We start from the raw sequence: 21677 nt of genomic DNA on the forward strand, positions 1-21677 counted from the left end.
CCTTGAATCCAAGATGTTTGAGTTGAGGAATGGAGTTTCTGAGAGCCGATGTCGCGATCAATCGATGAACTCAGCGCCGACGATAAGCGTTCCAATGGAGACTTCCCCTCAATGGCTAGTGTTTCGGACGTTTCTAGTACCAATAAACTCATCGTAGAAAAGACGAGAAGTGCGATGGCGGGTAGTAGTCGTTCACTATCAAGCATCGGTTTCTCCGGCAGCTATGCGTATTTAACGGATGGCCTAGCGATTTCCGTCGCAACTTTTTTGACCTTGAAAGCGGACGTTGGTGCAAGCCGCAGCATCGGTTGATTTGGGTTCTCCATCAGCTTTCGCCGCAGCCAGCACCGATGACCGCAAGGCGGGACTTTGCGGACCTTGGATTTTCTGCCTTCGCCGATGCAGCATGCCTTCGCACTTGCGGCACGCTTATTACTGCGGCGCGGCACAAGTCGCCAATCCGGTCATCATTGATACATCGCTTGGTGGGTGCCGAGATTTGTCGTGGTATGGTCTGAAACTGCCTCAAAACTCACTAAGCCATCATGATATTTCTGGGTGGTCCAGCATCCTTTCACAGAGCTTGTTGACACCCGCGTGCAGCAGGATCGTAAGAACAGCAAGTACAAGCAAGGCAGCAAACATAAGGTCGGTCTTGGCGCGGCCATTGGCCAGCAACATCAGATAGCCAAGCCCACGAGACGCGCCAACCCATTCGCCAATGATCGCCCCGATTGGGGCATACACTGCGGCAAGCCTGAGACCGGATGCAAAGCCCGGCAGCGCGGCCGGGATGCGCACGTGCAGCATGATGCGTGTGGGGCTTGCACCCATCACACGAGCCATACCCAGCCAGTCCTTGTTGGTGCGCATAAGCGCGTCGAAGAATGAGGATGTGACCGGGAAAAAGATGATTATGAGGGCCATCACAATCTTGGACCATAGCCCGAAGCCGAGCCACAGCGTCAAGATGGGGGCCAAGGCAAAAACCGGCACCGACTGACTAAAAATGAGGATTGGCCTGACCAATGCCCGCGCCGTAGGAGATGCGACGAGCGCAATGGCCGTCATAAATCCAAGGATTGCACCAAGAACAAGCCCGATGAGAACTTCGGCCATCGTGATGAACGCGTGTTCGGCCAGCAACGCGCGGCTGGTCCAGATCGTCTCTGCAACCAGCATCGGAGGCGGCAGTATGAATCTGGGCACGCCTGTGCTCCAGACAACGGCCTGCCAAAGCGAAACAACAAGAAGCGTTGCTGCAAGCCCTGCGCGCCAACCGCTCACCGTGCGACCGGGAACCCAGCCCACGACGCATCGAAAAAGGCGCGTTCCAGGGCGACGGCTTTTGTAAATGTCGCTTGGACATCAGCGCGGGCGTCTTCATCGAGGCCAAGCCAGACAGCATCAAGCTGCTCGCGCAGATATGCGACCACGCCTGCAAAACCTTCGCCCGAATGCAGGGTAATCCATTCCCCGAGCCAAAAGGGAAGGTCCTCTGCCTTGTCTTCAAATGGCGTGGCCCAATCCAGATATATCCATTCGGCCACGACCAGCACCGACAGCATGATTTCGTAGCGACCAGAGCGGCGGGCCGCGTCCATCAGATCTTGAAAGGCCCGTGTTTCCGCGGCGACTTCGTTGGCTTGGGGCACGTCAAGCGCCTCCAACGCACGGAGGAAGTAGGTGTTCTCCGGTCCGCAGATCAGCCCAAGGAACTGTGCGCCCGGGACCGCATCGGCCAGACTGGGCGCACGAGCCACAGCAGAGGCAACCAGCCGCAAAAATCCTTCAACAAAAAGGTAATCCTGCTGCAGATAACCGGCCATCTTGTCCCGGTCCAATGTCCCATCTACCAGCGCATTGGTAAAAGCATGGGTCGTGGCGGCGTGCCAATCCTCAGAGGCCAGAGATTGAAGGGTATCTGTGGCGCTCATAGCGGGCTCCTGAGGTCATTGAGAAGTTTCGTTTGCGTCGCAAGGACGTCTGGTGCGTCGATGGGGCGGGGAATAGGGCCGCTGGGTCCGGCGATGTCGATCAGGTCTAATGGCGTCATGATTTTGATATGCTCGCCCAGCCGTGCTGCCTCAGCGGGGTCATGGGTCACGAGCAGGACAGAGCGGCCCTTTAAAAGCGACGCGGTGAGGTCCTGCATTTGCAGGCGTGTTAGCGCGTCGAGGGCTGAAAACGGCTCATCGAGCAACACGAGAGGGCAATCTTCGAGCAGGGTACGGGCCAGGGCCACCCGTTGCCTCTGCCCACCGGACAGCGCATGGGGCCGCTTTTGCGCATGCTCTTTCAGGCCAACTTGTTCCAGAAGCTGCGTTGCGCTCTCTGGATCTGGGTTCTCGCCGCGAAGGCGAGATCCAATCATCACGTTGTCCAGGGCACTCAGCCACGGCAAAAGGAGGTCGTGCTGCGCCATGAGGGCAACGCGGCCAGGATCCGTGATTTCGCCTTGAAAATCGACCGCATCCGCCAGACCTGCAAAGAGCTTGAGCACCGTAGATTTGCCAACCCCGCTGGCCCCCAGCAGGCAGGTCCATTTGTCGGGCTCCAAACACAGATCAAGGTGCGAAAAGACAGAAACGCCGCCAATGGTTGCAGACCCGTTTAGCCGCACAGCGTGCGTCACGGGGTCAGCCCCATGTCCCAAAACCCGACCTCTAGCTTGGTTGCCGTCGCAAAACGGTTTTGAAGGGTGGACCAGCGGGGGCTTGATTGGGGGTCATCACCCAGTCTGCGCTGTACCGCCGCATCAATCATCGCGCCGACATCCCGGCAGACCTGTTGATAGTCTTCACCGGCATAGGTGTTGATCCAGTCCGCATAGGTCGCGGAGGTCTTGGACGTCGCCAGCGCACTGCCAATTTCGCCATATCCCATGACGCAAGGCGCCAATGCCGCCAGCAGATCAAGCAAATCGCCCGAATGCCCCGCGTCCAGCACATAGCGCGTATAGGCCAGATTCTCGGCGCGTTCTTCGGTTGCAAATAGTGTCGCCTCACCAATCCCGGCATCAGCACAGATTTTGATGTGCAGCGCGATTTCCTCGTTGATCAGACCGTTCACGGTGCCTGCAGCCAATCGCATTTCCGCGACCGTATCAGCCTTGGTGACCGCAAGAGCCCAAGCGCGTGAGAAGTGGATCAGAAACACGTAGTCCTGTTTGAGGTAGTGCAGGAACGCCTCGGGCGGCAATGTGCCCTCCCCAAGCCCCCGAACAAACGCATGCTGAGTGTAATCAGACCAAGCAGGGGTCGCCCCTCGCCAGTTTTCGAAAACGCGACCGTAACTCATTCCGCACCCAGATCGACCGCCAGCGCGGACACAGGGCGCGTCCCCTCGACCAAGCCACTGTCCGCCAGAAACTGCTCAAAGCGGCTGTAGCGGCCTTCATCCAGTGCTTCGGGGCGCAAGGCAAAGCGCGGCAGCGTGTCCACCCATGCCTTTGCGTTCAAGGCATCGTCCAATTCCGGGGCATAGCCCTTGAACAGGTCCCATGACGCCTCCGGGTTATTCACGATGTGCTGTGTCGCCAATTCTGTGGCGCGCAGGAAGCGGCGCACCTGATCTTTGTCCATCAGCTCGGAGTTGGTGACGTAGATCAACTCGTCATAGGTCGGCACACCCTCTTCCTCGACATAAAAGCACTTGCCCTCGACCCCTTCGATTTCCATCTGGTTCAATTCGAAATTCCGGTAGGCCCCAATCACCGCATCAACCTGACCGGACATCAGCGACGGGCTAAGTGAGAAATTGACGTTTACCATCTCAACATCATCGAGACTGACACCGTGTTTGCCCAGCATCGCGGTTAGCACGGCCTCTTCCACACCGGCGACCGAGAAGCCGATCTTGGCCCCTTTCAACTGGCTGATGTCTTGAATGGGTCCATCTTTCAGGACTAGCAGACAGTTAAGAGGTGTCGCGACAAGCGTACCGACGCGGATCAGCGGCAGGCCCTCGGCGACTTGCAAGTGCTGGCTCGGCTGATAGCTGACGGCAATATCCCCTTGGCCCGCTGCGACCAGCTTCGGCGGGGCCGACGGGTCTGCCGGGGGGATGATCTCGACCTCAAGGTCTTGGTCGGCGAAATAGCCAAGCTCTTCGGCGACAATGATCGGGCCATGATCGGGGTTGATAAACCAATCCAGCAAGAGGGTTATCTTGTCTTGGGCATAGGCTGGCGCGGCGATCAGCAAAGCTGCGGCGCTGGTCAAAAGAACTTTCATGTGGGTCTCCTTAGTCTCCCAAAGCAAGGAGCTTGATCTCTCCTTGCCAGTGTTGCGACAGTCGCTCAGCCGCCTGCCAGGCGCGAAGCCCGCTGCGACAGGCCAAAACGGCACGTTTGTGATGTTTGGGTGTTGGCCCGTCCGGTCCAAATGCAGCAACGGAGGAGCGTATGGCTTCGGGCAGAGGTGGGCCGGTTTCATCGCGGGTACGCAGATCAACCAAAAAGTCGTCGGCGATAATTTCACAGGGCGCGATAAAGGCTGGGTTGGGCGCTGGATCGCGTGCGTTGTCAAAACGAAAACTCCCAAATCGCAAGGCGCGCGCGTCATACGTCACCAATTTGCCCAAGGGTGTGCGATCTCCAACAAGCAAGGCTATTGCCATCTGCGCCTGTAAGCTGCCAATCACACCAACGCTTGGGCCTAGAACCCCGTCGCTGTCGCAAGACCCAAGCTTTTCAGGGAGGTCGGGAAACACAGCACGCAGGCCCGGTTTGCCGCCGCAAAAGCCGCCGACATATCCTTCGGAACCGACGATGCTGGCGCTGATCAGCGGTTGGTCGGTTTCAAGGCAATGATCCGAGGCCATGTAGCTGACCGCAAAGCTGTCTGCGCAATCCAGCAGGAGATCAACACCGTTGCAGAGCGTTCCGATATTCGATGGATCAAGACGCATCACCACCGTTTCGAGGTCTACGTCACTGTTCAAAGCCGCCAGGCTGCGCGCCGCCACTTCTGTCTTGGGTTGGCCAATGTCAGCTTCGCGGAACAGGGTCTGGCGGTGCAGGTTGCTGAGGCTAACCACATCCGCATCCACCAAACGGACATGGCCCACGCCCGCCCCAACAAGGTATTGCAAGACAGGGACCGCCAAGCCGCCAGCACCGATCACAAGAACGCGGCTTTCGGCTAGACGCCGCTGCGCGTCGGGCCCAAGCACGGCTGTTTGGCGGGCGTAGCGGGTCATGCGCAGGCGTCCAACCACGCGCGCACTCGTGCATCGGGATCAGCGTTCAGGGTGATGTCTGTCACGGCAGAAACGATATCGGCGCCAGCGGCAAAAGCCCCGGGGGCGCGTTCAACGCTCATCCCTCCAATGGCAACAAGAGGCGTTTCGCCTATGCGTTCTTTCCACGTGGTCAGTTTTTCAACCCCTTGCTCGTGCCATTTCATCTTCTTGAGGATGGTTGGATAGACCGGGCCCAGCGCCACATAGTCGGGTGCAAGGGCCAAGGCGCGGTCAAGTTCGGCATCATCATGGGTCGAGACGCCCAGCTTCAATCCCGCCTCACGGATCGCGGTCACATCGGCAATGTCCAAGTCTTCTTGGCCCAGATGCACCCAGTCGCAGCCCAGTTCGATAGCCAACTGCCAGTGGTCATTGACCACAAGCACAGCATCATGCGCGCGGCAAAGATCGCGGGCCTCAGTCAGCTGTGCCCTTAGAATATCACCCGGTTTCTCTTTGATCCTGAGCTGTACAAGTTTGACCCCCAAGGGCGACATCCGGCGCAACCATGCAACATCATCGAAGATGGGGTAAAAGCGGGAGAGGGTCATAGAAACGCTTTTCCTAGCACAGGGGTCGAGGGTGCGGCCATGTCGCGCGGCTCCATCGGGTCGGCTTCAGCCGCCAACGCACCGGCCTCAACCGCGCGGGCAAACCCTTCGGCCATCGCAGCAGGATCACCCGCCTTGGCGACAGCCGTGTTCAGCAATACGGCGTCATATCCTAACTCAATCGCATGCGCGGCCTGAGACGGAAGGCCAAGGCCCGCGTCAACGACCAGCGAAATCTCGGGGAAATGCGCGCGAAGGCTGCGCAGCCCATAGATGTTGTTCAACCCCAGGCCGGTGCCAATTGGCGCGCCCCAAGGCATGAGGACCTTGCAGCCCACTTGGACAAGGCGTTCGCACAGCACCAAGTCCTCGGTGCAATAGGGAAAGACCTCGAACCCATCATCAGTCAGTTGCGCTGCCGCTTCGACCAGACCGAACGGATCGGGTTGCAGCGTGTCGGCGTGGCCGATGACCTCTAGCTTGATCCAGTTCGTATCGAACAATTCACGGGCCATCTGCGCTGTGGTGATGGCCTCGCGGACGGAATGGCACCCGGCGGTGTTGGGCAATACCGCGACGCCAAGGTCTTGGATCAACGCCCAAAAATCTTGCCCAGCCTTTTCACCACCGGCCTCGCGCCGTACGGAAACCGTCGCAATCCCGGCATCTGATCGGCGAAATGCATCGGCAAGAATGGCGGGCGATGGATATTGCGCGGTCCCCAGCATCAAACGCGACGCAATCTCTTTTCCGTAGAACGTGGGCATCTCAGCCCCCCTGCCTTGGGGCAACGATCTCAATCCGGTCACCGTCGGTCAAAGCCTGCGTCTCGCGCAGCGCCTTGGGGACAAACGCCTCATTTAGGGACGTGGCAACCTTTGCATCGCCTTTCCCCAATTCGGCCAGCAAATCCGCCAAGTTTGGTGATCCAGTTTCCACGGCTTCACCGTTCACGATGATCTTCATACCAAACCTCCGGTGTTTTGCCCTCAAGCACTAAATCAGCTGTCATGCACGCCAGCGCGGGGGCCAGCAAGAACCCGTGCCGAAACAGCCCATTTGCATAGATGCGATCGTTGAGATGGCGAATGCGCGGTTGATTGTCAGGAAACGCGGGACGTGCATCCACGCCGATTTCCAGCAGTTCTGCTTCGCCAAAGGCGGGATGGAGCGCGTAGGCTGCGTTCATCAACTCCATCACCGAGCGCAGTGTCGCGCGGTTGCGCTCGCCGCTTTCGATCTGGGTTGCGCCCAAAATGAAGACGCCATCCCCGCGCGGCACGATGTAAAGCGGAAAGCGTGGGTGCAGCAGTCGCACAGGGCGGGAAAGCGATACATCCTTGCAGAGGACCACCAGCATCTCACCTTTGACCCCGCGCAGATCCGCCAAGGTGTCGCTCGCCACAAGCCCTCGGCAATCGATGATTTGCCCCTTGATTTCGTTGACAAAGGAAACGCCGTTCTGAGGAAGTCGCGCATGGACGGTGGCCAACGTGGCGCGGGGATCAAGGTGGGCTTCTTCTTCAATGAAAAGCGCTTTGGCGAAGTGATCCGCCAAATGTGGCTCAAGCGCGTTTATCGCCTTGCGGTCCAAGCTTCGAGCATTTGGCGCACGGCGGGCAAAAGTGGTCAATTCGCTTTGATCGCGTCCCAAAGCAACCACGAGTGTTCCCTTACGCGAGACCTCCGCCCCATGGCGTTCCCACCAATCAGCAGCCTTGCGGCCCTGCCGTACGACCTCTGGCTCGGCGCTGACCCCCTCGCAATCGGGTGCCAACATGCCACCGGCCCACCATGAGCAAGCGTGTTCTCCAGGGGCACCCTTGGGATCAAAAATGGTCACTTGCGCGCCGCGCGATGACAGCTCTGCCGCCATAGCGAGGCCGCAGACACCGCCGCCCAATATGGTGAACGCATCACTCATGTCCAGAGCGCGTGGAAGTGGTGAACAGGGCCATGACCGTGCCCGACCTCCAGCATATCCGCCTGCACAATTGCCTGATGCAACCAGTTATGCGCGCGCGTGACAGAAGCTTCCAAGGTCAGACCTTGGGCGAGGCATGCGGCAATCGCGGACGAGAAGGAGCATCCCGTGCCGTGCGTGTTGTCCGTTTCAACACGATGCGCCGAAAACTCATGCGTTGCATCGCGCGTCACCAAAGCATCGACGCATGTCGCTCCTTCGGCATGCCCGCCTTTCATCAGGACGGCCCGCGCGCCAAGATCCAATAACCGGGCAGATTGTTGTTGGAGTGTCCCGACACCAACAAGCTTTTCCGCTTCGGGCAAGTTCGGTGTGAGCAGGGTTGCGCGTGGGATCAGCTGTGTTGTCAAGGCATCAATCGCACTATCGGCCAGAAGCGTATCGCCGGACTTTGCGACCATCACAGGATCAAGCACGACCGGGCCCGAAAAGCTGCTGAGCGCTTCGGCCACGACCTGGATCAAGGAAGGTGTCCCCAACATTCCGATCTTGATTGCGTGAATGTCGATGTCGTCCAGAGTGGCCTTTATTTGCGCAGCAACGATTTCATCCGGCACAGCGTGGATGGCGGTAACGGCTTGCGTATTTTGGGCTGTAATGGCAGTGACGACAGACGCGCCATAGACACCCATCGCGGCAAAGGATTTCAGATCAGCCTGAATGCCCGCACCGCCGCCCGAATCCGAGCCCGCAATTGTCAGAGCTTTGGCTATCACTTTACCAACACCTCAGTTGTGCGGCTCGAAACTGGTGTTGGAAACTATACGGGCGGTCTTATACGCCATTGCTGTTTCCTCCGCCGGTCCTAACCGGTTCAGGTTCAATGGGTCCGCGAAAAACGCATCTCAGCCCGGAACTGGGCACCCCAACAGATCTAAGCGCTTACTAAATTATAGTTATGACGTCGTCAATCGCGCCATCTTGGATGATACAGAGTATCGCGAAAACAACACTCTCCACTATCCGAACTTGAAATGGTGAAACTTCGATCAGTGCAGTGCAACTGTCGATGGGGGCACTGTGCCAGAACGACCGCTTTTCCCGCCGCGTCGCAGCACACTAAACCGCGCGCCCAGAAAGATTGTCTTGCTGCGTGCGCGCGCAGCACGAGACAGATAAAGTCTGGGTTGGACTCGTAACGGACGTCAGAAGCGTTGCAGGATCCAAGTCCATTATGACCCGTCGCCTAGCTTCGGCCCTAAGTGGACCTTGGCCGTTTTTTCATATGCTGCGGTGCGGCCCGCCAGACCGGACTTTCGCTGCGAGAACAGAACCAGGCTACGTTTGGATTCACGGCTTGCGGGACAAAGTAGCCGTCGAGTGACAGTCGGGTTCTTTACATGGATTTAGAACGCATGGAATGGCATCAGGCTCGTCGGGCGCTATTCTGCAAAGTTCAATCTACGTTGCGGCAGACGTAGGTTCATACCCCGCTCGCCGCAACAATTGTTTACGCAGCTTATGAGCCGCTGTGCGTCCACGTAAATTGAGTGAATGCAGGATCCACTGGTGTTTGAGCGATGTGGTTGGTGTAGTTGCTCAGGACCTTTTGCGCCACGCCGAGGATGACCTCAAGGACCTGCTGCTCGCCATATCCGGCGGCATAGAATGCGTCCAAGTCAGCTTGGGTAACATGACCGCGATTGCGAACAACAACCAGTGTGAAGGTGCGCAGGGCTTCCAACTTGGCGTCATTCAAAGGTTCCTAGTTGCGCAGCGCCTCGTTCAGGTCAGGATCGACATTCATCATGCCTGCGAGCGCAGTGTGGGCCGGGACGCAGTAGGTGCATTCATGTTCAACATTGATGGTCTGCCAGACAACAGTCTGCTCTTTTGCGTTGAAGCTGGTTTTTTGGAAGGCCTGATGGATGGCACCGTATGTTTTGAACAGTTGGGGCGCACCAGCCATGACTTGATACAAGCCAGGTGTAAATCCAAAGGTCTTTTCGGTCTGAGCCAGCATGTCTTTTGATGCTTCTGGTGCGGTCTCAACGGTGAGTCGGGTCATTGGGGAGTTCTCCATTTGCTAAGTGGTTGGGGAGGGATTGGGTCAGGCGATGCCTTTCTGGCCGCCGAACCACTTTGTGGTCTCGCGGATGTCGAACAACAGCGAGATTGTGTTCACGACAAAGACGATTGCGTAGGCGATGTAAGCGAAGCTCGCATTGCCATGAAGCGCAGGCAAACCGCGTCGTGACTGGCGGCTTGCTTCACGCGCCTATCCAATTCCCGATAGGTCTTGTAGAGCATTGCCCGCGCATCCAGCAGCGGCAGTAAGGCGCGCGACAAATCCGGATCGGCCTCAATCATGGGTTTGACCCGTTCGTCGAAAGATCCCTGATCAACGCGAGACGGCAAGCGCAGGCCGAAGATCCGGAACAGCCCCCGAACCTCATTAGCCAAATCGATACACTTCTTCTGAACGGTCTTTCGGCTGCTCAGCAAAGCCCGGTAGGCGTGTGCTTCCCTGCTTTTGATGAAGGCCTTGCTGAACCACCCGGACCGAAGCACCTGCGCGATCCCTCTGGCGTCCGTCTTGTCGGTCTTGTTACGCATCGCTGACAGCGCCGCATTCAACTGGCGCGCTTCCATGCAAACCACATCGAAGCCAGCGGCCTGAAGTCCAAAGTAAAGATGCTGGCTCATCGCGCCAGACTCGAAACCGATCCGGCACTGCCCGGGCGGCACATCGCGCAGGCAGACCACGATATCCTCAATCTCGCAGGCGACAGCACCCTCAAAGACATGCTTGCCGTCGGCATCAATTACGCAGACAGTCACCGACCGCAGCGACACGCCAAACCCACAAAGTAATCCATCTCGTTCTCCTCAGATTGCAGCATTTGCCGCAACTCTATCGAGAACCCGACCCTTCTACTTGGTCAGCCCGATTACCCATGCTTCGTCCCGCTATCTGAGCGTCCACCACCGTTGAGTTCGAGTAGTTGCAACGAATGTCGGCAATGCGGGCTGCGACTGCAGCATTCAATGACCATGCTGAAGGTCCGGATTGGGCCGTGTGGTGGTACAATGTACAAGATCTCGGTTGACGCCCGTTTGCCGCCGACGCCGGGTGATGAGCAAACAGTTCAAGAAGGATAGATGGCCAAGCACGCAATGCTAGCGACACAACGCGTACACCTGGATTCATTTAAAACTGGGCGTAGATCGCAAATTTGAAGCTCCATAGCCCCTTTTTTGCCGTTTCAATGGCCAAGATGAACCGGCCGTCTGTTGGAATGCCTCGCACCATTTTGCGCCGTCTGGTTTACGCTCTATCGCTGCGATAGACAAACGTATGGATATCGTTCTGGTCACTTCAGTTGTCGCCGCCCTGTTCGTCGTGATCGGGCTGTCCGAACCATTGGCGGCGAAAATTCGGCTTCCGTTCAGCGTGATACTGGCTGTGCTTGGCTCATTAATTGGGACCGGCGCGCTGTTCTTCCTGCAGACCGATCTGACCGACGCGTTAAACCCGGTCGCCGAGGCCATTCTTGATTTTCCGATCAAATCGAACGTGTTCCTGTATCTCTTTTTGCCAACTCTGCTCTTTCAGGCGACGCTAGGTATGAACCTACGTCGCATGCTGGACGATTGGGTGCCGATCCTCGTCATGGCAGTGGTGGCCGTTCTAGTTGCGACGCTGTCGGTCGGATATGCATTGAGCGCGGTTAGCAAGCTACCGCTCGCGGCCTGTCTTCTGTTGGGCGCGATCGTCTCAACAACGGACCCATCGGCCGTCGTGGGGATTTTCCGGTCCATCGCGGCGCCGCAGCGGCTTTCGCGGATCATCGAGGGCGAAAGCCTTCTGAACGATGCGGCGGCAGTGGCGTTGTTCGGCCTGTTCATGGGCTTTGTGATGATCGGCGTGCCGGACCCCACACTGCAGGACGCACTGAAGGATTTTCCGGTTCTCTTGCTGGGTGGCGCGGTCACCGGCTGGTTCCTTACGCGCCTTGGCATCTGGCTCATGGCAATGTTCGAGGGATATGAGCTTGCGCAGATCTCGATCTCGATTGCCTTGCCTTATCTGGCTTACATCGGCGCAGAGCAAACCGTGGGGGCGTCGGGCGTGATCGCCGTGGTAGCGGCGGGTCTCACTCTAAATCTTGCCGCGCCAGGGCGCTTGACGCCGCAGGCGTGGTCTCGGCTGGCGGAGACCTGGGACGTTCTGGCCTATTGGGCGGGCGCGCTGATCTTCATCCTCGCGGCGATCCTGATCCCGAGATTCCTGTCGGACCTGCGCCTGGGCGATCTTGCACTATTGGGCGTCGTCATTCTGGCGGCCTTTGTTGCCCGCGCTGTCGTCTTGTTTGGCTTGCTGCCGCTGCTGTCTTTTCTGCGCGCGTCGCCGATCATCGAGCGACCTTACCGTGTGGCCATGCTCTGGGGTGGGCTGCGCGGGGCGGTGACGCTCGCACTCGCGCTGGCAGTGACCGAAAGCGCGCGTGTGCCCGATGAGGTACAGCGCATTGTCGGCATTCTCGCAACCGGCTTCACTCTTTTTACGCTACTGGTTCAGGGTACGACACTTCGCAAGATCATCGGGCGTTTGGGGCTTGATCGGTTGAGCCCGCTTGACGAGGCTCTGTCCAAGCAGGTTGTCGCGGTTGCCTTGCAGACCGTGCGCGAAGACCTAGCTCGGAACAACGAAAACTACGAGTTGGACCCCGAGATCGTCCGTGCAGAGGCTGTGCAGTTCGGATCACAGCTGGAAGACGCGGTGCAGCGCGCGGAACACGCGCAGGACATCCTCGACCGCGATCGCATCACCCTGGGGCTGCTCTCTGTTGCCGGGGCGGAGAGGGATATCATCTTGCGACACATGCGCGACCGATCCCTGTCGACGCGGCTGGCTGAAGACGCAATTGTCGATATCGACCGGCTGATCGAGGCCACGCGCCTCGATGGTCGCACGGGCTATATGCGTGCGGCCCTGCGTACGGTCACATTTGGGCGGCAGTTCCGCGCGGCGGGTATTCTCAACGACTGGTTCGGTGCGCAGCGCCCCATCGCGATGATGACCGCGCACCGGTTCGAGATCCTCCTGGCGCAGCGACTGGTGCTGCGCGACGTTTGCGACTTCATCGACCAACGCATTCGCCGCATCCACGGCCGCCGCGTTGCCGATATTCTTCGCGATCTTGTCGATCGCCGCATCGAGATCGTCGAGACCGCTCTTGAAGGTCTGCAACTGCAATATCCGGGCTATTTCGAGGAGCTGCAGAAGCGCTTTATCCGGCGCACGGCTCTTCGGTTCGAGGAACGGGAATACAATGCGATGCTCGACGATGGTCTGATCAGTTCCGAGCCGCATTCGGTTCTCATGCAAGGCATCGCGGCCGCGCGTATTGAGGCGGAGCGTCGACCCAAGCTTGATGTTGCAATCCGGCGCATTGAACTGTTGCAGAAGCTGCCATTGTTCGGCGATCTGGACCAGAAAAGCCTTAAGCAACTAGCTCGAGCGCTAAAAACCCGCTACGCGGATGCGGGCGAAAACATCATCCAGAAAGATGATCCGGCACGGAGCGCATTCTTCATCGCATCCGGTGCGGTCGAACTGAGGCTTGCCGGGCAAAGCTGGCGCCTGGGCCGGGGCGAGATCTTCGGGCAAGCGGCGCTTTTGAGCCGGAGGCGGCATCGGCCGACAGTCAGGGCGATTGTGCCCACGGCGTTGCTGGTTCTGGACGAAGGCCGCTTCCGTCGCCTGATCAAACGCAGCGCCATCTTCCGCGAGGCGGTTCAGGCGAGTGCGCAGGCGCGAGGGGTCGACATCAGCCCGTTTCTTGACCCCAAAATAGCGCGGGCTAGCAGGCATGAGGTGCGCTGAGCACTCGGCGTTGGATCCCGTTGAGCATAATCCGCTCAAAATCGTGTAGGAGCACGCTATTGGCCCGTTAAGTGTTGATGTACAGGTCAACGGGAACGGGCACCTCTGGTCTGCCTTGGTTTGTGTTTGATCTAATTGGATTATTCTAGCTCAAGTTGTTTGCGGGGGAGCGTAAACGTCGATGTCAGCAGGGCCTTTTCGAAGCAGCGGCAAAGCCAAGCTAATCCAAGAGATGGCTTCAATAGCGGCCTTCGGCCTTGGACCAGTCGTTCGCGCGTCGCGCAGCAAATTGCCAGATGAGCCCACTGTGTCCGATGCTGCAACGTTCGCAAATGGCGCCGAGTGCTGAAAGCCGACACTGGAAGCTCTCAAAATGGCTGACTCAGGGCATTCACCCAATAACAAATGCGGTAGCACATCTCTTCACTGAAGCAGTCATTTGAAAAGGAGCGCAGCTTATTTGGCTTTCGGATAGTAGCCGTGATTTCGGCGTTAGCCCACGATGGCTCGTGCCATCTCCCCCATGTGCCGAAAGTCGGACCCACAGCAGCCACCAACGACGGAGATCTTGGGATATTCGTGCACAAGGCGCGCGACCTCCACACCCAGTTCTTTCGGGTTCCCGTCGTCCAATTCACTGGCATCGTCTAATTCCGCATGACTGAGCCTCGAAGCATTCACCACCATCCCCTTCAAACGAGGATGACCGGTCAGAGCGTGACTAAAATGATCTGGGTGCGCGCAGTTCACCATAAAATAGGCGGCAGAATTTCCCGTGATCGCATCGACCTGATCAATCGCCTCCTCAAGCCCGGTGCCATTGTCCAGACGTCCATCAGTTTCCACCACGAATGAGACAGCAATCGGCACTCCGCAATCCTTGGCCGCAAGCACGGCGCCCGCTGCCTCTTCCACTTGATTGAACGTATAGGCATTGACCAAATCGATATCGGTACTCGCAACAGAACCAATCTGGAGGGCATGATAAGCCCGTGCGGCCTCGACTGTCATCGGGTCAAGCTTTGCATATGCATCCCGCGATGGTCCGATGCACAGCGCCACCAAAACGTCGTCGTGATCTGTCTCATTGCGAAGATCGCACATCAGCGCTGCCGCTTTTTGGTTTAGAGTTGCCAACCGTGCGGTGTCGTATCCCAATGGCGCGGCTCGATCTCTGTTTGCCATCCAGGTCAGAGTATCGATGATGCATCCCAACCCATGCTCGGCGGCCACTTCTATCAGGTCACGCATTTGGTCAACAATAATGGGTTGTGCCTTAGGGTCTTCGACAAGGGGGAAAGAGGCAAAGCCGGGCAACTCGACCCCGCGATTGAAAATCAAATCCGTCCCAGTCGCCGCGAATACAAGAAATCGCTGGTCCGTTTCATGAGGTAGACGCCGTTTCATTTATCGTTTCTCAATCAGATCAGTGCCCATTGTCGCATATTGCCAACTCAACACCTCGCTAATCAAGCCTGTCACGATTGGCCGTCAAACCACCGCCATCCTTTCGTCCGTACAAGCAAATCGATTATGTGTCACAAAACTACAGAACTTAGGGGCTAGCAAAAGGAACATGGGAAAAAAATCATCGTGTGAGATATGGCCCGGAACGTCGCTTCAAGGCGGTCCATGCCAGCACTTGGTAAGAAAATGCAGCGTCATAGCGTCAAGTTCGAACTCTTGTTCTAATGTGGTGCCAACCTGCTGAAGCCAACGTTCTTGTGCATGATAGGCTGGCAATTCGCGTCCTTCCGGGCAGTCTTGTGGGATCTCTGCAACATTCTGCAGATGGTGCACCATTTCATGGACAAGCACGGAAACATCAGCGGGGGACTCTGCGGACCAGCCTTCAGGAAGATAGATTGTGCGCGTGGGATCATCGTAGAAGGCGATGATACTGTGCCCTTGTTCAACAGTTCTCCGAAACTTCACGGCATCCTCGTCGTCCAATGCAGCAATGCGCAATTCGATCATTTCGTTTTGACCAATCAGCTTGACCTCGGGATGTTCGAAATTGACCGGCAGACCGAAGTTGATGGATAGCCAGGTCACGACGACTGTCAAAAAAGTATCCATGAATTACCTCCGTTTGACGGTTGATCATTTTCGACGGGTACCGCCAGATTTGCGGGTTCATGACACACGCTCAATCAGCCAGAAGGAGCGCCACCAAAGTCATGCGGTATGCGGAGAAAGTCGCAAAATACTGTTTTCATAGCTAAAATTCTGGTGGCGACTTGCAATTCTGGATGGTGCAATAGTCCTAGGACTGGCGTATGATCCACGTCCAAGAGACGGAGAATTCCCATGCTTGCGCTCATTGTCGATGACCATGCACTGATCCGGGATGCGCTGCGCGGCGTACTGGGTTCTTTTGGCGAGATCACCGTCGTATTTGAGGCGGCAACGGCTGCTGACGCCGAAAAGGCGCTTGCTGAGACGCCGGGAATTGGCTTGGTTTTGCTCGATCTTGCGCTGCCTGATCGTGACGGGCTGCCGCTTCTGAAGTCGATCCGAAGCGACCATCCAGGGACATCCGTCGTCGTGCTATCGGCAAACGAAGACCGAACCCAAATGAGTACAGTGCTGGAAAACGGCGCAGCAGGATACATCCCCAAGTCTGCGACACGAGAGGTGATGCGCAGTGCGTTGAAATTGGTCTTTTCAGGTGGAATCTACGTGCCGCCAGAGATCCTGAACCGACCGGTTGTACCGCCGGCGGCCAAACCTTCACCTTCGGCAATACAGAACGCTGCAAAGCTTGGCCTGACAGAGCGCCAGATTGATGTACTGCAGTTGATGATGGAAGGGCGGAGCAATAAGATGATTTGCCGTCAGCTCGATATCGCGGAAGCGACCGTCAAGAACCATGTCACTGCGATCCTGCGCGCCCTTGGTGCGACGAACCGGACCGAAGCGGTTGTCGCGGCATCCGCACTGGGGCTGTCTTTGGGGAAGGTCGTCAGCCGTTCTTGATGAGTTGCGATGAAAGGGCTCTCAGCGCCATTGGCGTAACCGGTTTGTGCAGGATCGGATACCCGCTTTGAGCGGCGTCACGCAGGCGCGTGGCCGCGGTTTCCGCTGTAACAAGGAGCGCTGGTACGGTGCGGTTGGCAATGCGGTGCACCTCGACAATGGCGTCGAGGCCGGTTTGGCCATTCTCCAAACGATAATCGGACACGATCAGGTCAGGTGTCGGACCACTTGATACGACTTTGACGCAATCGGCTACGCCTTCTGCCAGTAGCACTTCACAGCCCCAAGCCCCGAAAATGCCCGCCATACTTTCGCGGGCAAGCGCATCATTCTCGATCACGAGGACGCACTGGCCAGCCAACGGTTCGAAGGGCGCGGAAGGTGCGGATGCAATCTTTCCTGCATCGATAATCGGCACGTGCACCGAAAATCGTGTGCCGCGCCCTTGTGTCGACGCGAGTTCAATGTTGTGGTCAAGCAATTTCGCGAAACCATCGACAATAGAAAGTCCGAGGCCGAGACCCTCTGACGCATTTTGATGTATCGAAGCCGACTGGGCAAACTCCGCAAACAACGGGTGCTGCATCTCAGTTGGAATACCGGGCCCAGTGTCATAGACATCAATCCGTACGGTCTTGCCCCGCCTGCGGCATCCGATAATAATCCCACCTTCATTCGTAGCCCTGACTGCGTTCGACACCAGGTTCAAAAGAATGCGTTCCAGTAGAATCGCGTCACTTTCGACCCAAAGGTCACTGCCGACAACGCGAAACCGCACGCCCTTGTTCATAGCAACTGTGGTGAAGTTGGCTTCGAGACGATCCAGAATTGACGAAATCGGGAAAGAGGATACATCGGCCTTAACAACCCCGGCTTCCAGTTTCGACATGTCGAGCAAGGCATCAAACAACTCGTTGGTCGAAGCGGCGGCTTCCGATATTTTTTCCTCCAGATGGCGACGTTCATCTGGTTTCCGCGCGTCACGCAACTGATCAATGAGCAGGTTGAGCGCATGAAGCGGCTGCCGTAAGTCATGGCTCGCCGTGGTGAGAAACCGGGTCTTGAACTGGTTCGCAGTTTCAAGTTCTGCAGTGCGCTCCGCAACCTGTTTTTCCAAGCGCTCAGCAGCTTCGGCGCGCTCTTCAAGTAATTTGTCTCTTTCTTGTGCAGTGACACGAAAAGTCTCGACCGTGCGGGTCATTTCATCAACTTCGTCACCGCCTTTTGCTTCAGGCAGGGATGTTCGAAGATCACCGGCAGCGATTGACAGCATTGCCCTGCTAAGACTGGTCAAGCGCATGACAAAATTGCGATCCACGACCAACCACGTGAATAGCAAGAGCATCAAAACACTGAGGCCACCGATGGCAACCCCGGCAACAACAGGACGGTTGTGGATCTCACGTTCGCGGTCGACGGCTGCTTGCAACTGCACGCGCAATTCTCGTGACAGATCATCCAACGCCGCAGCGACATCGACCAGGGCAGCATCCAGAAAGATTGCGCGCTCAAGTAGTGTGTCCATATCCACCTTTTCCGATGACAGAACTCGTTCTGTAAGGGCCAGTTCTTGGGGAAGGCCGGCAAACGCATGCTCAAGCGCGCCAAAGCTTTCTTGGGCGGCTTGCCGTGGTGTTCCAGATGAAATCGACTGTATCCGCAGCGTCAATTCATCGAAGGTCGCGCGCATTTCCCCAAGCTCTTCCTCGCCCAATGCTTTTTCCGAGACGAAACCAGACGGTAACCGCTTCGCCTGATCGCGCAATTCGACCACAAGATCACCTGCTGTGAATGCGCCTTCAATCGTCTCGTGGGTCTCGGCTATGAATGTGACGGCCACTTGCAGTTCACGGACGAAATACGTCACCAAAGCAATCTGCAGCAGCAGCAAACCAACCGGGACCGTGATGGCAAGCAAGAGCTTGTTGCGAATCTTCATCGCAGACTGAGGCCGCTGGAATGTTCAGATCTTGCCGGCATCGCGCCACTTCTGAAAAATCGGGACAATTTCGGCCTGTGCGTGATCCATCGCGTCTTGCGGTGTCGCGGCACCACTGGCGACCTGCGCGAACATCTTTGAAATGATCCGCTGATTGAGCACCTCATCGGTTGCTGCGCTCGAATGCCCTGGATGTCCAAGATTGGTTAATCCGTCCGCGAGGTTGAGAAGTACGTCATAGCGTCCTGACCTCCCTTTCGGAGCCGCCACAAGATCAGCCAGCTCCGGCACAGTGCCGGGATAGCTTGGCATGCTCTGAAATCCGCTATGGATGATCCCATCGGCGAATGCAGCCATGTAATCGAGCAGGAATTTCTGAGCGCCGGATATATTCCGGGCAAACTTCCAGATGACATAGGTATTGGTGGCATAGGCAGGTCCGCCACGCCCAAACGGTCCCTCTGGTAACGTGGCAAGGGCGAGGTGGGGTTCAACAGGAAGATTTTTCGCTTCGGCCGCCCGGATAATCGACATCGTGTCTATGGTCAAACTGACATCGCCGGCGAGCACAGATAAATTGTTGGATGTCGACCTCCAGTTCAGGACGTCAGCTTGCATCGTTTCCTCAAATAACGCCTTGCCGAATTTTAGCGCTTCCAGTGTATTTTGCGACGCAAGAGAGGGTCGCCCACCTTCATTTTGAACGGAACACCCGAACGTTGCCATCAGAGCCCGCAAGCTATGTTCAGCATTGTGTTCCGGGCCAAGACTGATCCCGACAGGTGCATTGTGCAGCAGCTTCGCCGCGCGCCCCGCCTTTCGTATGTTGTCCCACGTGTCCGGGATTGTTCCGACCGCGTCCCAAATATCTTTGCGGTAGGTCAGAAATGTCGGAGCAAAGCTTTCAATAAATCCGTGATGCACGCCGGTGCGTGGATTGACGTTGCTTTGATTGACAAAGGGATGTGCCTTGCCAAAACGCCGCTCGCATTCTTCATGTATTTCACGGTGATCGATGGTGTGATCTTCAAATGATGGCTTTGGCGAGAGGAACAGTAGGAGGTCGTGGCCTTCCTGACGGGCAATTTCATCCACCGCAAGTTGCTCGATTTGCCCCAGTCCAACATTTGTGACGATCACATTGGTATCGTTTTCCGCGCCCCAGTTTTTGACAAAGACATCATTGAACCAAACCTCAAAGCCCGGAACAAAATTCTTCCACCGCATTATGCGAAGCGTCTTCGTTTTAGCGGCTGTTTGGCTTCGGACTAGTGAAGGCGTAAACAATTTGCACGCCCCTAAAGCCCCGCTAACAATCAGAAGTTGCCGCCGTCTCATTGGGTAAGGGCCTCCCAACCTGTTTTGATGGCAGGGTTCGCAAATGTCACCTGTTCTCTTTAAAGTCTTGCGAACCCAAATGGTTTCACAACATCTTACGTTTGGTAAGCTGTACTGTCGACTTTGATGCATTCAACAAACTAGGGCAGGTACGGCCCGCGGGAAAAAGTGCGGTCTTTCCCATGGCTGAAAAACTTGAACATCCTAGAGGGCTAACTGCGGTCTATACTTTGTCGAGCCCTCACAGGTCTATTGTTGGAGCAACAGGAAACACGGCGTGTATCTCGAACCCATACGAAAGCTAGTGTGAATGTCGGCGTTGGCCTCAGGTCAAAAATTGCAGCCTACTAAGAAAAATCTTCGGGATCCGCCCCACGTGATTTACGCCTCGGTCACAAAGTGGGCAAAGCGGCCTGTCGAACCGACAACACTAATGGCAGGTTTGGTCCCGACTGTGTGAGTTCACCGCCCCAGGGATTTTGCGCATGCGGCGAACGGCTGGTTCGGCGGGCAGCGTCGCAGCATCTTGACAGGTCGGTGAAAGGCAGCTTCTCTAATTGGGCGTTTGGGTCGAGCTCGTTTTCCTTTGCTATTGGGATCTTTGTCGCTCATCCGGGTCACGCTTCTCTTCGCAGTCTGTTTGATGCCACTTGGGACATTGCTGCACGCATGTGTCGGATTCGCAGTGGAGAGCCTTGCTTAGAGACGCGCTTCAAGTGGCGCAGCAGCCATTTTCGGCTTCATCCACGAACCTCGTCCGGTGAGGACGATCCCGTTCAGATTGGCGTTGGGCGGTTAGATCATGCTCTGCCCTCCACCTTCTCTGGACGGAACTCGGTGCCATCTGTCCACATGCGGTGGAGCAGAACGGCCAGTTTTCGCGCGACAGCCACAACTGCGCGGCGGCGACCTTTGATGCGCATCAAGTGCATGCCCCATGACTTGATCTGCGATCCGGTCATAGTTCGCATAAGCAACGCGTTTGCGGCGGCATAGAGCGTTGACCTCACGTCTCGATCCCCGGCTTTCGATATCCGGCTTGGGTTGTCGTGTTCGCCAGATTGGTATCGTCGGGGCGTCAAGCCAAAGTGGGCGGCCACGTTGCGAGACCGTTTGAACCGCGCAGGATCATCGACCGCCGCCTTGAAGGTCAAAGCTGCGATGGGGCCGACACCGGGAGCCGTCATCAAGCGCATGCAGACCTCATCCTGACTGGCGGCGCGTTTGACCCTCCGATCCAGTTCAAGGAAGTGCTGATAGAAAACCAGCCGGACGACGCCATCGAAGCTGCCATGCTTGACTGTTTTCGGCAGGCGGATGCCAAATATCTTCGGCAACCCGCGCATCTCGTTCGCCAGATCAATGGTCTTGTTCAGCAGGGCTTTCCGTGTGCTCAGCAGTGCCCGAACGCCGTGCGCCTACCGGCTCTTCATATGAACCGGGCTGAACCAACCCGTCCGCAAGATTTGGGCGATGCCGCGGGCATCGTTGCGATCTGTCTTGTTGCGCATCGCGGAGAGCGCGGCGCTGACCTGGCGCGCCTCCATGCAGACAACATCGAACCCTTCCGCCTTCAATCCGTAGAACAAATGCTGGCTCAAGGTGCCGGACTCGAACCCGATGCGCTGGATCGAAACGGGTAGCGCATTTAGGTAAGCTGCGATCTCCACGATCTCGCAGGGCAGGTCTCGCTCACGCAGAACCTTGCCTTTGCCGTCGACAACACAAATCGCGCAGGATCGAAGCGACACATCCAAGCCGGCATAATATTCTATTCGAAATCTCCCTTGTTCACAGTTTCCCTGTGATCCT

Annotated in this window: 20 protein-coding genes, 1 pseudogene and 1 riboswitch; of the genes and pseudogenes, 2 read left to right on the forward strand and 19 right to left on the reverse strand. The window is 56.9% G+C overall.

Annotated features, from left to right (window positions below; translation table 11 throughout):
* Positions 1-543: 543 nt before the first annotated feature.
* From Q1A63_RS11000 to Q1A63_RS11060, 14 genes are all read right to left on the reverse strand, one after another.
* The gene (locus tag Q1A63_RS11000; RefSeq protein ID WP_298971665.1) at positions 544-1287 is read right to left on the reverse strand and encodes an ABC transporter permease; all 744 of its coding nucleotides are present in this window, start codon (positions 1285-1287) and stop codon (positions 544-546) included.
* Positions 1284-1937, reverse strand: coding sequence for a TenA family protein (locus Q1A63_RS11005; RefSeq protein WP_298971668.1), 654 nt, complete (start codon positions 1935-1937; stop codon positions 1284-1286). The genes Q1A63_RS11000 and Q1A63_RS11005 overlap by 4 nt, the downstream gene beginning before the upstream one ends.
* Positions 1934-2635, reverse strand: coding sequence for an ABC transporter ATP-binding protein (locus Q1A63_RS11010; protein ID WP_298971671.1), 702 nt, complete (start codon positions 2633-2635; stop codon positions 1934-1936). Before Q1A63_RS11010 ends, Q1A63_RS11005 begins: the two co-directional genes overlap by 4 nt.
* Positions 2632-3300 carry a thiaminase II gene (gene tenA, locus Q1A63_RS11015; protein WP_298971673.1) on the reverse strand — a complete coding sequence of 223 codons (669 nt, stop codon included), beginning with the start codon at positions 3298-3300 and terminating at the stop codon, positions 2632-2634. The genes Q1A63_RS11010 and tenA overlap by 4 nt, the downstream gene beginning before the upstream one ends.
* Complete coding sequence (locus tag Q1A63_RS11020) at positions 3297-4235, reverse strand: ABC transporter substrate-binding protein (protein WP_298971674.1); 939 nt, start codon at positions 4233-4235, stop codon at positions 3297-3299. The genes tenA and Q1A63_RS11020 overlap by 4 nt, the downstream gene beginning before the upstream one ends.
* 10 nt (positions 4236-4245) lie before the next feature.
* The gene (locus Q1A63_RS11025) at positions 4246-5202 is read right to left on the reverse strand and encodes a HesA/MoeB/ThiF family protein (protein WP_299631575.1); all 957 of its coding nucleotides are present in this window, start codon (positions 5200-5202) and stop codon (positions 4246-4248) included.
* Entirely contained in the window at positions 5199-5795 is a 597-nt protein-coding gene (locus tag Q1A63_RS11030) for a thiamine phosphate synthase (RefSeq protein ID WP_299631577.1), read from the reverse strand. Before Q1A63_RS11030 ends, Q1A63_RS11025 begins: the two co-directional genes overlap by 4 nt.
* Positions 5792-6562 (reverse strand): thiazole synthase, encoded by a 771-nt coding sequence (locus Q1A63_RS11035; protein WP_299631579.1) that lies wholly within the window; start codon positions 6560-6562, stop codon positions 5792-5794. The genes Q1A63_RS11030 and Q1A63_RS11035 overlap by 4 nt, the downstream gene beginning before the upstream one ends.
* Before the next feature lies 1 nt (position 6563).
* On the reverse strand, positions 6564-6761 hold the full coding sequence (gene thiS, locus Q1A63_RS11040; RefSeq protein ID WP_299631581.1) for a sulfur carrier protein ThiS: 198 nt from the start codon (positions 6759-6761) through the stop codon (positions 6564-6566).
* The gene (locus tag Q1A63_RS11045; protein ID WP_299631583.1) at positions 6739-7719 is read right to left on the reverse strand and encodes an FAD-dependent oxidoreductase; all 981 of its coding nucleotides are present in this window, start codon (positions 7717-7719) and stop codon (positions 6739-6741) included. Before Q1A63_RS11045 ends, thiS begins: the two co-directional genes overlap by 23 nt.
* A complete protein-coding gene (gene thiD, locus Q1A63_RS11050; RefSeq protein ID WP_299631585.1) occupies positions 7716-8495 on the reverse strand; it encodes a bifunctional hydroxymethylpyrimidine kinase/phosphomethylpyrimidine kinase in 780 nt (259 codons plus the stop codon). The genes Q1A63_RS11045 and thiD overlap by 4 nt, the downstream gene beginning before the upstream one ends.
* A 58-nt stretch (positions 8496-8553) precedes the next feature.
* Positions 8554-8657, reverse strand: a riboswitch (TPP riboswitch).
* A gap of 581 nt (positions 8658-9238) precedes the next feature.
* Complete coding sequence (locus tag Q1A63_RS25645; protein WP_366524330.1) at positions 9239-9478, reverse strand: hypothetical protein; 240 nt, start codon at positions 9476-9478, stop codon at positions 9239-9241.
* A gap of 6 nt (positions 9479-9484) precedes the next feature.
* Positions 9485-9787, reverse strand: a complete 303-nt coding sequence (locus tag Q1A63_RS25650; protein WP_366524331.1) for a hypothetical protein — start codon at positions 9785-9787, stop codon at positions 9485-9487.
* Between the two features lie 113 nt (positions 9788-9900).
* Positions 9901-10560, reverse strand: a complete 660-nt coding sequence (locus Q1A63_RS11060) for a transposase (protein ID WP_298971692.1) — start codon at positions 10558-10560, stop codon at positions 9901-9903.
* A 517-nt stretch (positions 10561-11077) separates the two neighbouring features.
* Here Q1A63_RS11060 and Q1A63_RS11065 point away from each other — a divergent pair.
* Positions 11078-13609: a cation:proton antiporter gene (locus Q1A63_RS11065; protein WP_299631587.1), complete on the forward strand. Its 2532-nt coding sequence runs from the start codon at positions 11078-11080 to the stop codon at positions 13607-13609.
* A gap of 492 nt (positions 13610-14101) precedes the next feature.
* Here Q1A63_RS11065 and Q1A63_RS11070 read toward each other — a convergent pair whose 3' ends face one another.
* Positions 14102-14860, reverse strand: coding sequence for a homocysteine S-methyltransferase family protein (locus tag Q1A63_RS11070; protein WP_366524332.1), 759 nt, complete (start codon positions 14858-14860; stop codon positions 14102-14104).
* A gap of 369 nt (positions 14861-15229) precedes the next feature.
* The gene (locus tag Q1A63_RS11075; protein WP_298971699.1) at positions 15230-15688 is read right to left on the reverse strand and encodes a DUF6647 family protein; all 459 of its coding nucleotides are present in this window, start codon (positions 15686-15688) and stop codon (positions 15230-15232) included.
* A 231-nt stretch (positions 15689-15919) separates the two neighbouring features.
* Here Q1A63_RS11075 and Q1A63_RS11080 point away from each other — a divergent pair, with 231 nt between their 5' ends.
* A complete protein-coding gene (locus Q1A63_RS11080; RefSeq protein ID WP_299631592.1) occupies positions 15920-16588 on the forward strand; it encodes a response regulator transcription factor in 669 nt (222 codons plus the stop codon).
* On the opposite strand, the gene Q1A63_RS11085 is transcribed toward Q1A63_RS11080, so the two are convergent.
* The 3 genes and pseudogenes from Q1A63_RS11085 to Q1A63_RS11095 all read right to left on the reverse strand — a co-directional run bounded on the left by Q1A63_RS11085 (position 16575) and on the right by Q1A63_RS11095 (position 21640).
* On the reverse strand, positions 16575-18527 hold the full coding sequence (locus Q1A63_RS11085; protein ID WP_298971705.1) for a hybrid sensor histidine kinase/response regulator: 1953 nt from the start codon (positions 18525-18527) through the stop codon (positions 16575-16577). The two genes, Q1A63_RS11080 and Q1A63_RS11085, sit on opposite strands and share 14 nt — an antisense overlap.
* Positions 18528-18551: 24 nt before the next feature.
* Positions 18552-19754, reverse strand: coding sequence for an extracellular solute-binding protein (locus Q1A63_RS11090; RefSeq protein WP_298971708.1), 1203 nt, complete (start codon positions 19752-19754; stop codon positions 18552-18554).
* Positions 19755-20665: 911 nt separating this feature from the next.
* A pseudogene (locus tag Q1A63_RS11095) lies at positions 20666-21640 on the reverse strand (IS110 family transposase).
* Positions 21641-21677 lie beyond the last annotated feature (37 nt).

This window comes from uncultured Roseobacter sp. (genome assembly GCF_947499265.1).
In the GTDB taxonomy this organism is placed as follows: domain Bacteria; phylum Pseudomonadota; class Alphaproteobacteria; order Rhodobacterales; family Rhodobacteraceae; genus Roseobacter.

Excerpts from the sequence above, each read along its gene's own strand:
- Q1A63_RS11005 (WP_298971668.1), bottom strand. The coding sequence starts at position 1,937 with ATGAGCGCCACAGATACCCTTCAATCTCTGGCCTCTGAGGATTGGCAC.
- tenA (WP_298971673.1), bottom strand. The coding sequence starts at position 3,300 with ATGAGTTACGGTCGCGTTTTCGAAAACTGGCGAGGGGCGACCCCTGCT.
- Q1A63_RS11020 (WP_298971674.1), bottom strand. The coding sequence starts at position 4,235 with ATGAAAGTTCTTTTGACCAGCGCCGCAGCTTTGCTGATCGCCGCGCCA.
- Q1A63_RS11025 (WP_299631575.1), bottom strand. The coding sequence starts at position 5,202 with ATGACCCGCTACGCCCGCCAAACAGCCGTGCTTGGGCCCGACGCGCAG.
- Q1A63_RS11030 (WP_299631577.1), bottom strand. The coding sequence starts at position 5,795 with ATGACCCTCTCCCGCTTTTACCCCATCTTCGATGATGTTGCATGGTTG.
- Q1A63_RS11035 (WP_299631579.1), bottom strand. The coding sequence starts at position 6,562 with ATGCCCACGTTCTACGGAAAAGAGATTGCGTCGCGTTTGATGCTGGGG.
- thiS (WP_299631581.1), bottom strand. The coding sequence starts at position 6,761 with ATGAAGATCATCGTGAACGGTGAAGCCGTGGAAACTGGATCACCAAAC.
- Q1A63_RS11045 (WP_299631583.1), bottom strand. The coding sequence starts at position 7,719 with ATGAGTGATGCGTTCACCATATTGGGCGGCGGTGTCTGCGGCCTCGCT.
- Q1A63_RS25650 (WP_366524331.1), bottom strand. The coding sequence starts at position 9,787 with ATGACCCGACTCACCGTTGAGACCGCACCAGAAGCATCAAAAGACATG.
- Q1A63_RS11065 (WP_299631587.1), top strand. The coding sequence starts at position 11,078 with ATGGATATCGTTCTGGTCACTTCAGTTGTCGCCGCCCTGTTCGTCGTG.
- Q1A63_RS11070 (WP_366524332.1), bottom strand. The coding sequence starts at position 14,860 with ATGCGTGACCTGATAGAAGTGGCCGCCGAGCATGGGTTGGGATGCATC.
- Q1A63_RS11075 (WP_298971699.1), bottom strand. The coding sequence starts at position 15,688 with ATGGATACTTTTTTGACAGTCGTCGTGACCTGGCTATCCATCAACTTC.
- Q1A63_RS11080 (WP_299631592.1), top strand. The coding sequence starts at position 15,920 with ATGCTTGCGCTCATTGTCGATGACCATGCACTGATCCGGGATGCGCTG.
- Q1A63_RS11085 (WP_298971705.1), bottom strand. The coding sequence starts at position 18,527 with ATGAAGATTCGCAACAAGCTCTTGCTTGCCATCACGGTCCCGGTTGGT.
- Q1A63_RS11090 (WP_298971708.1), bottom strand. The coding sequence starts at position 19,754 with ATGCGGTGGAAGAATTTTGTTCCGGGCTTTGAGGTTTGGTTCAATGAT.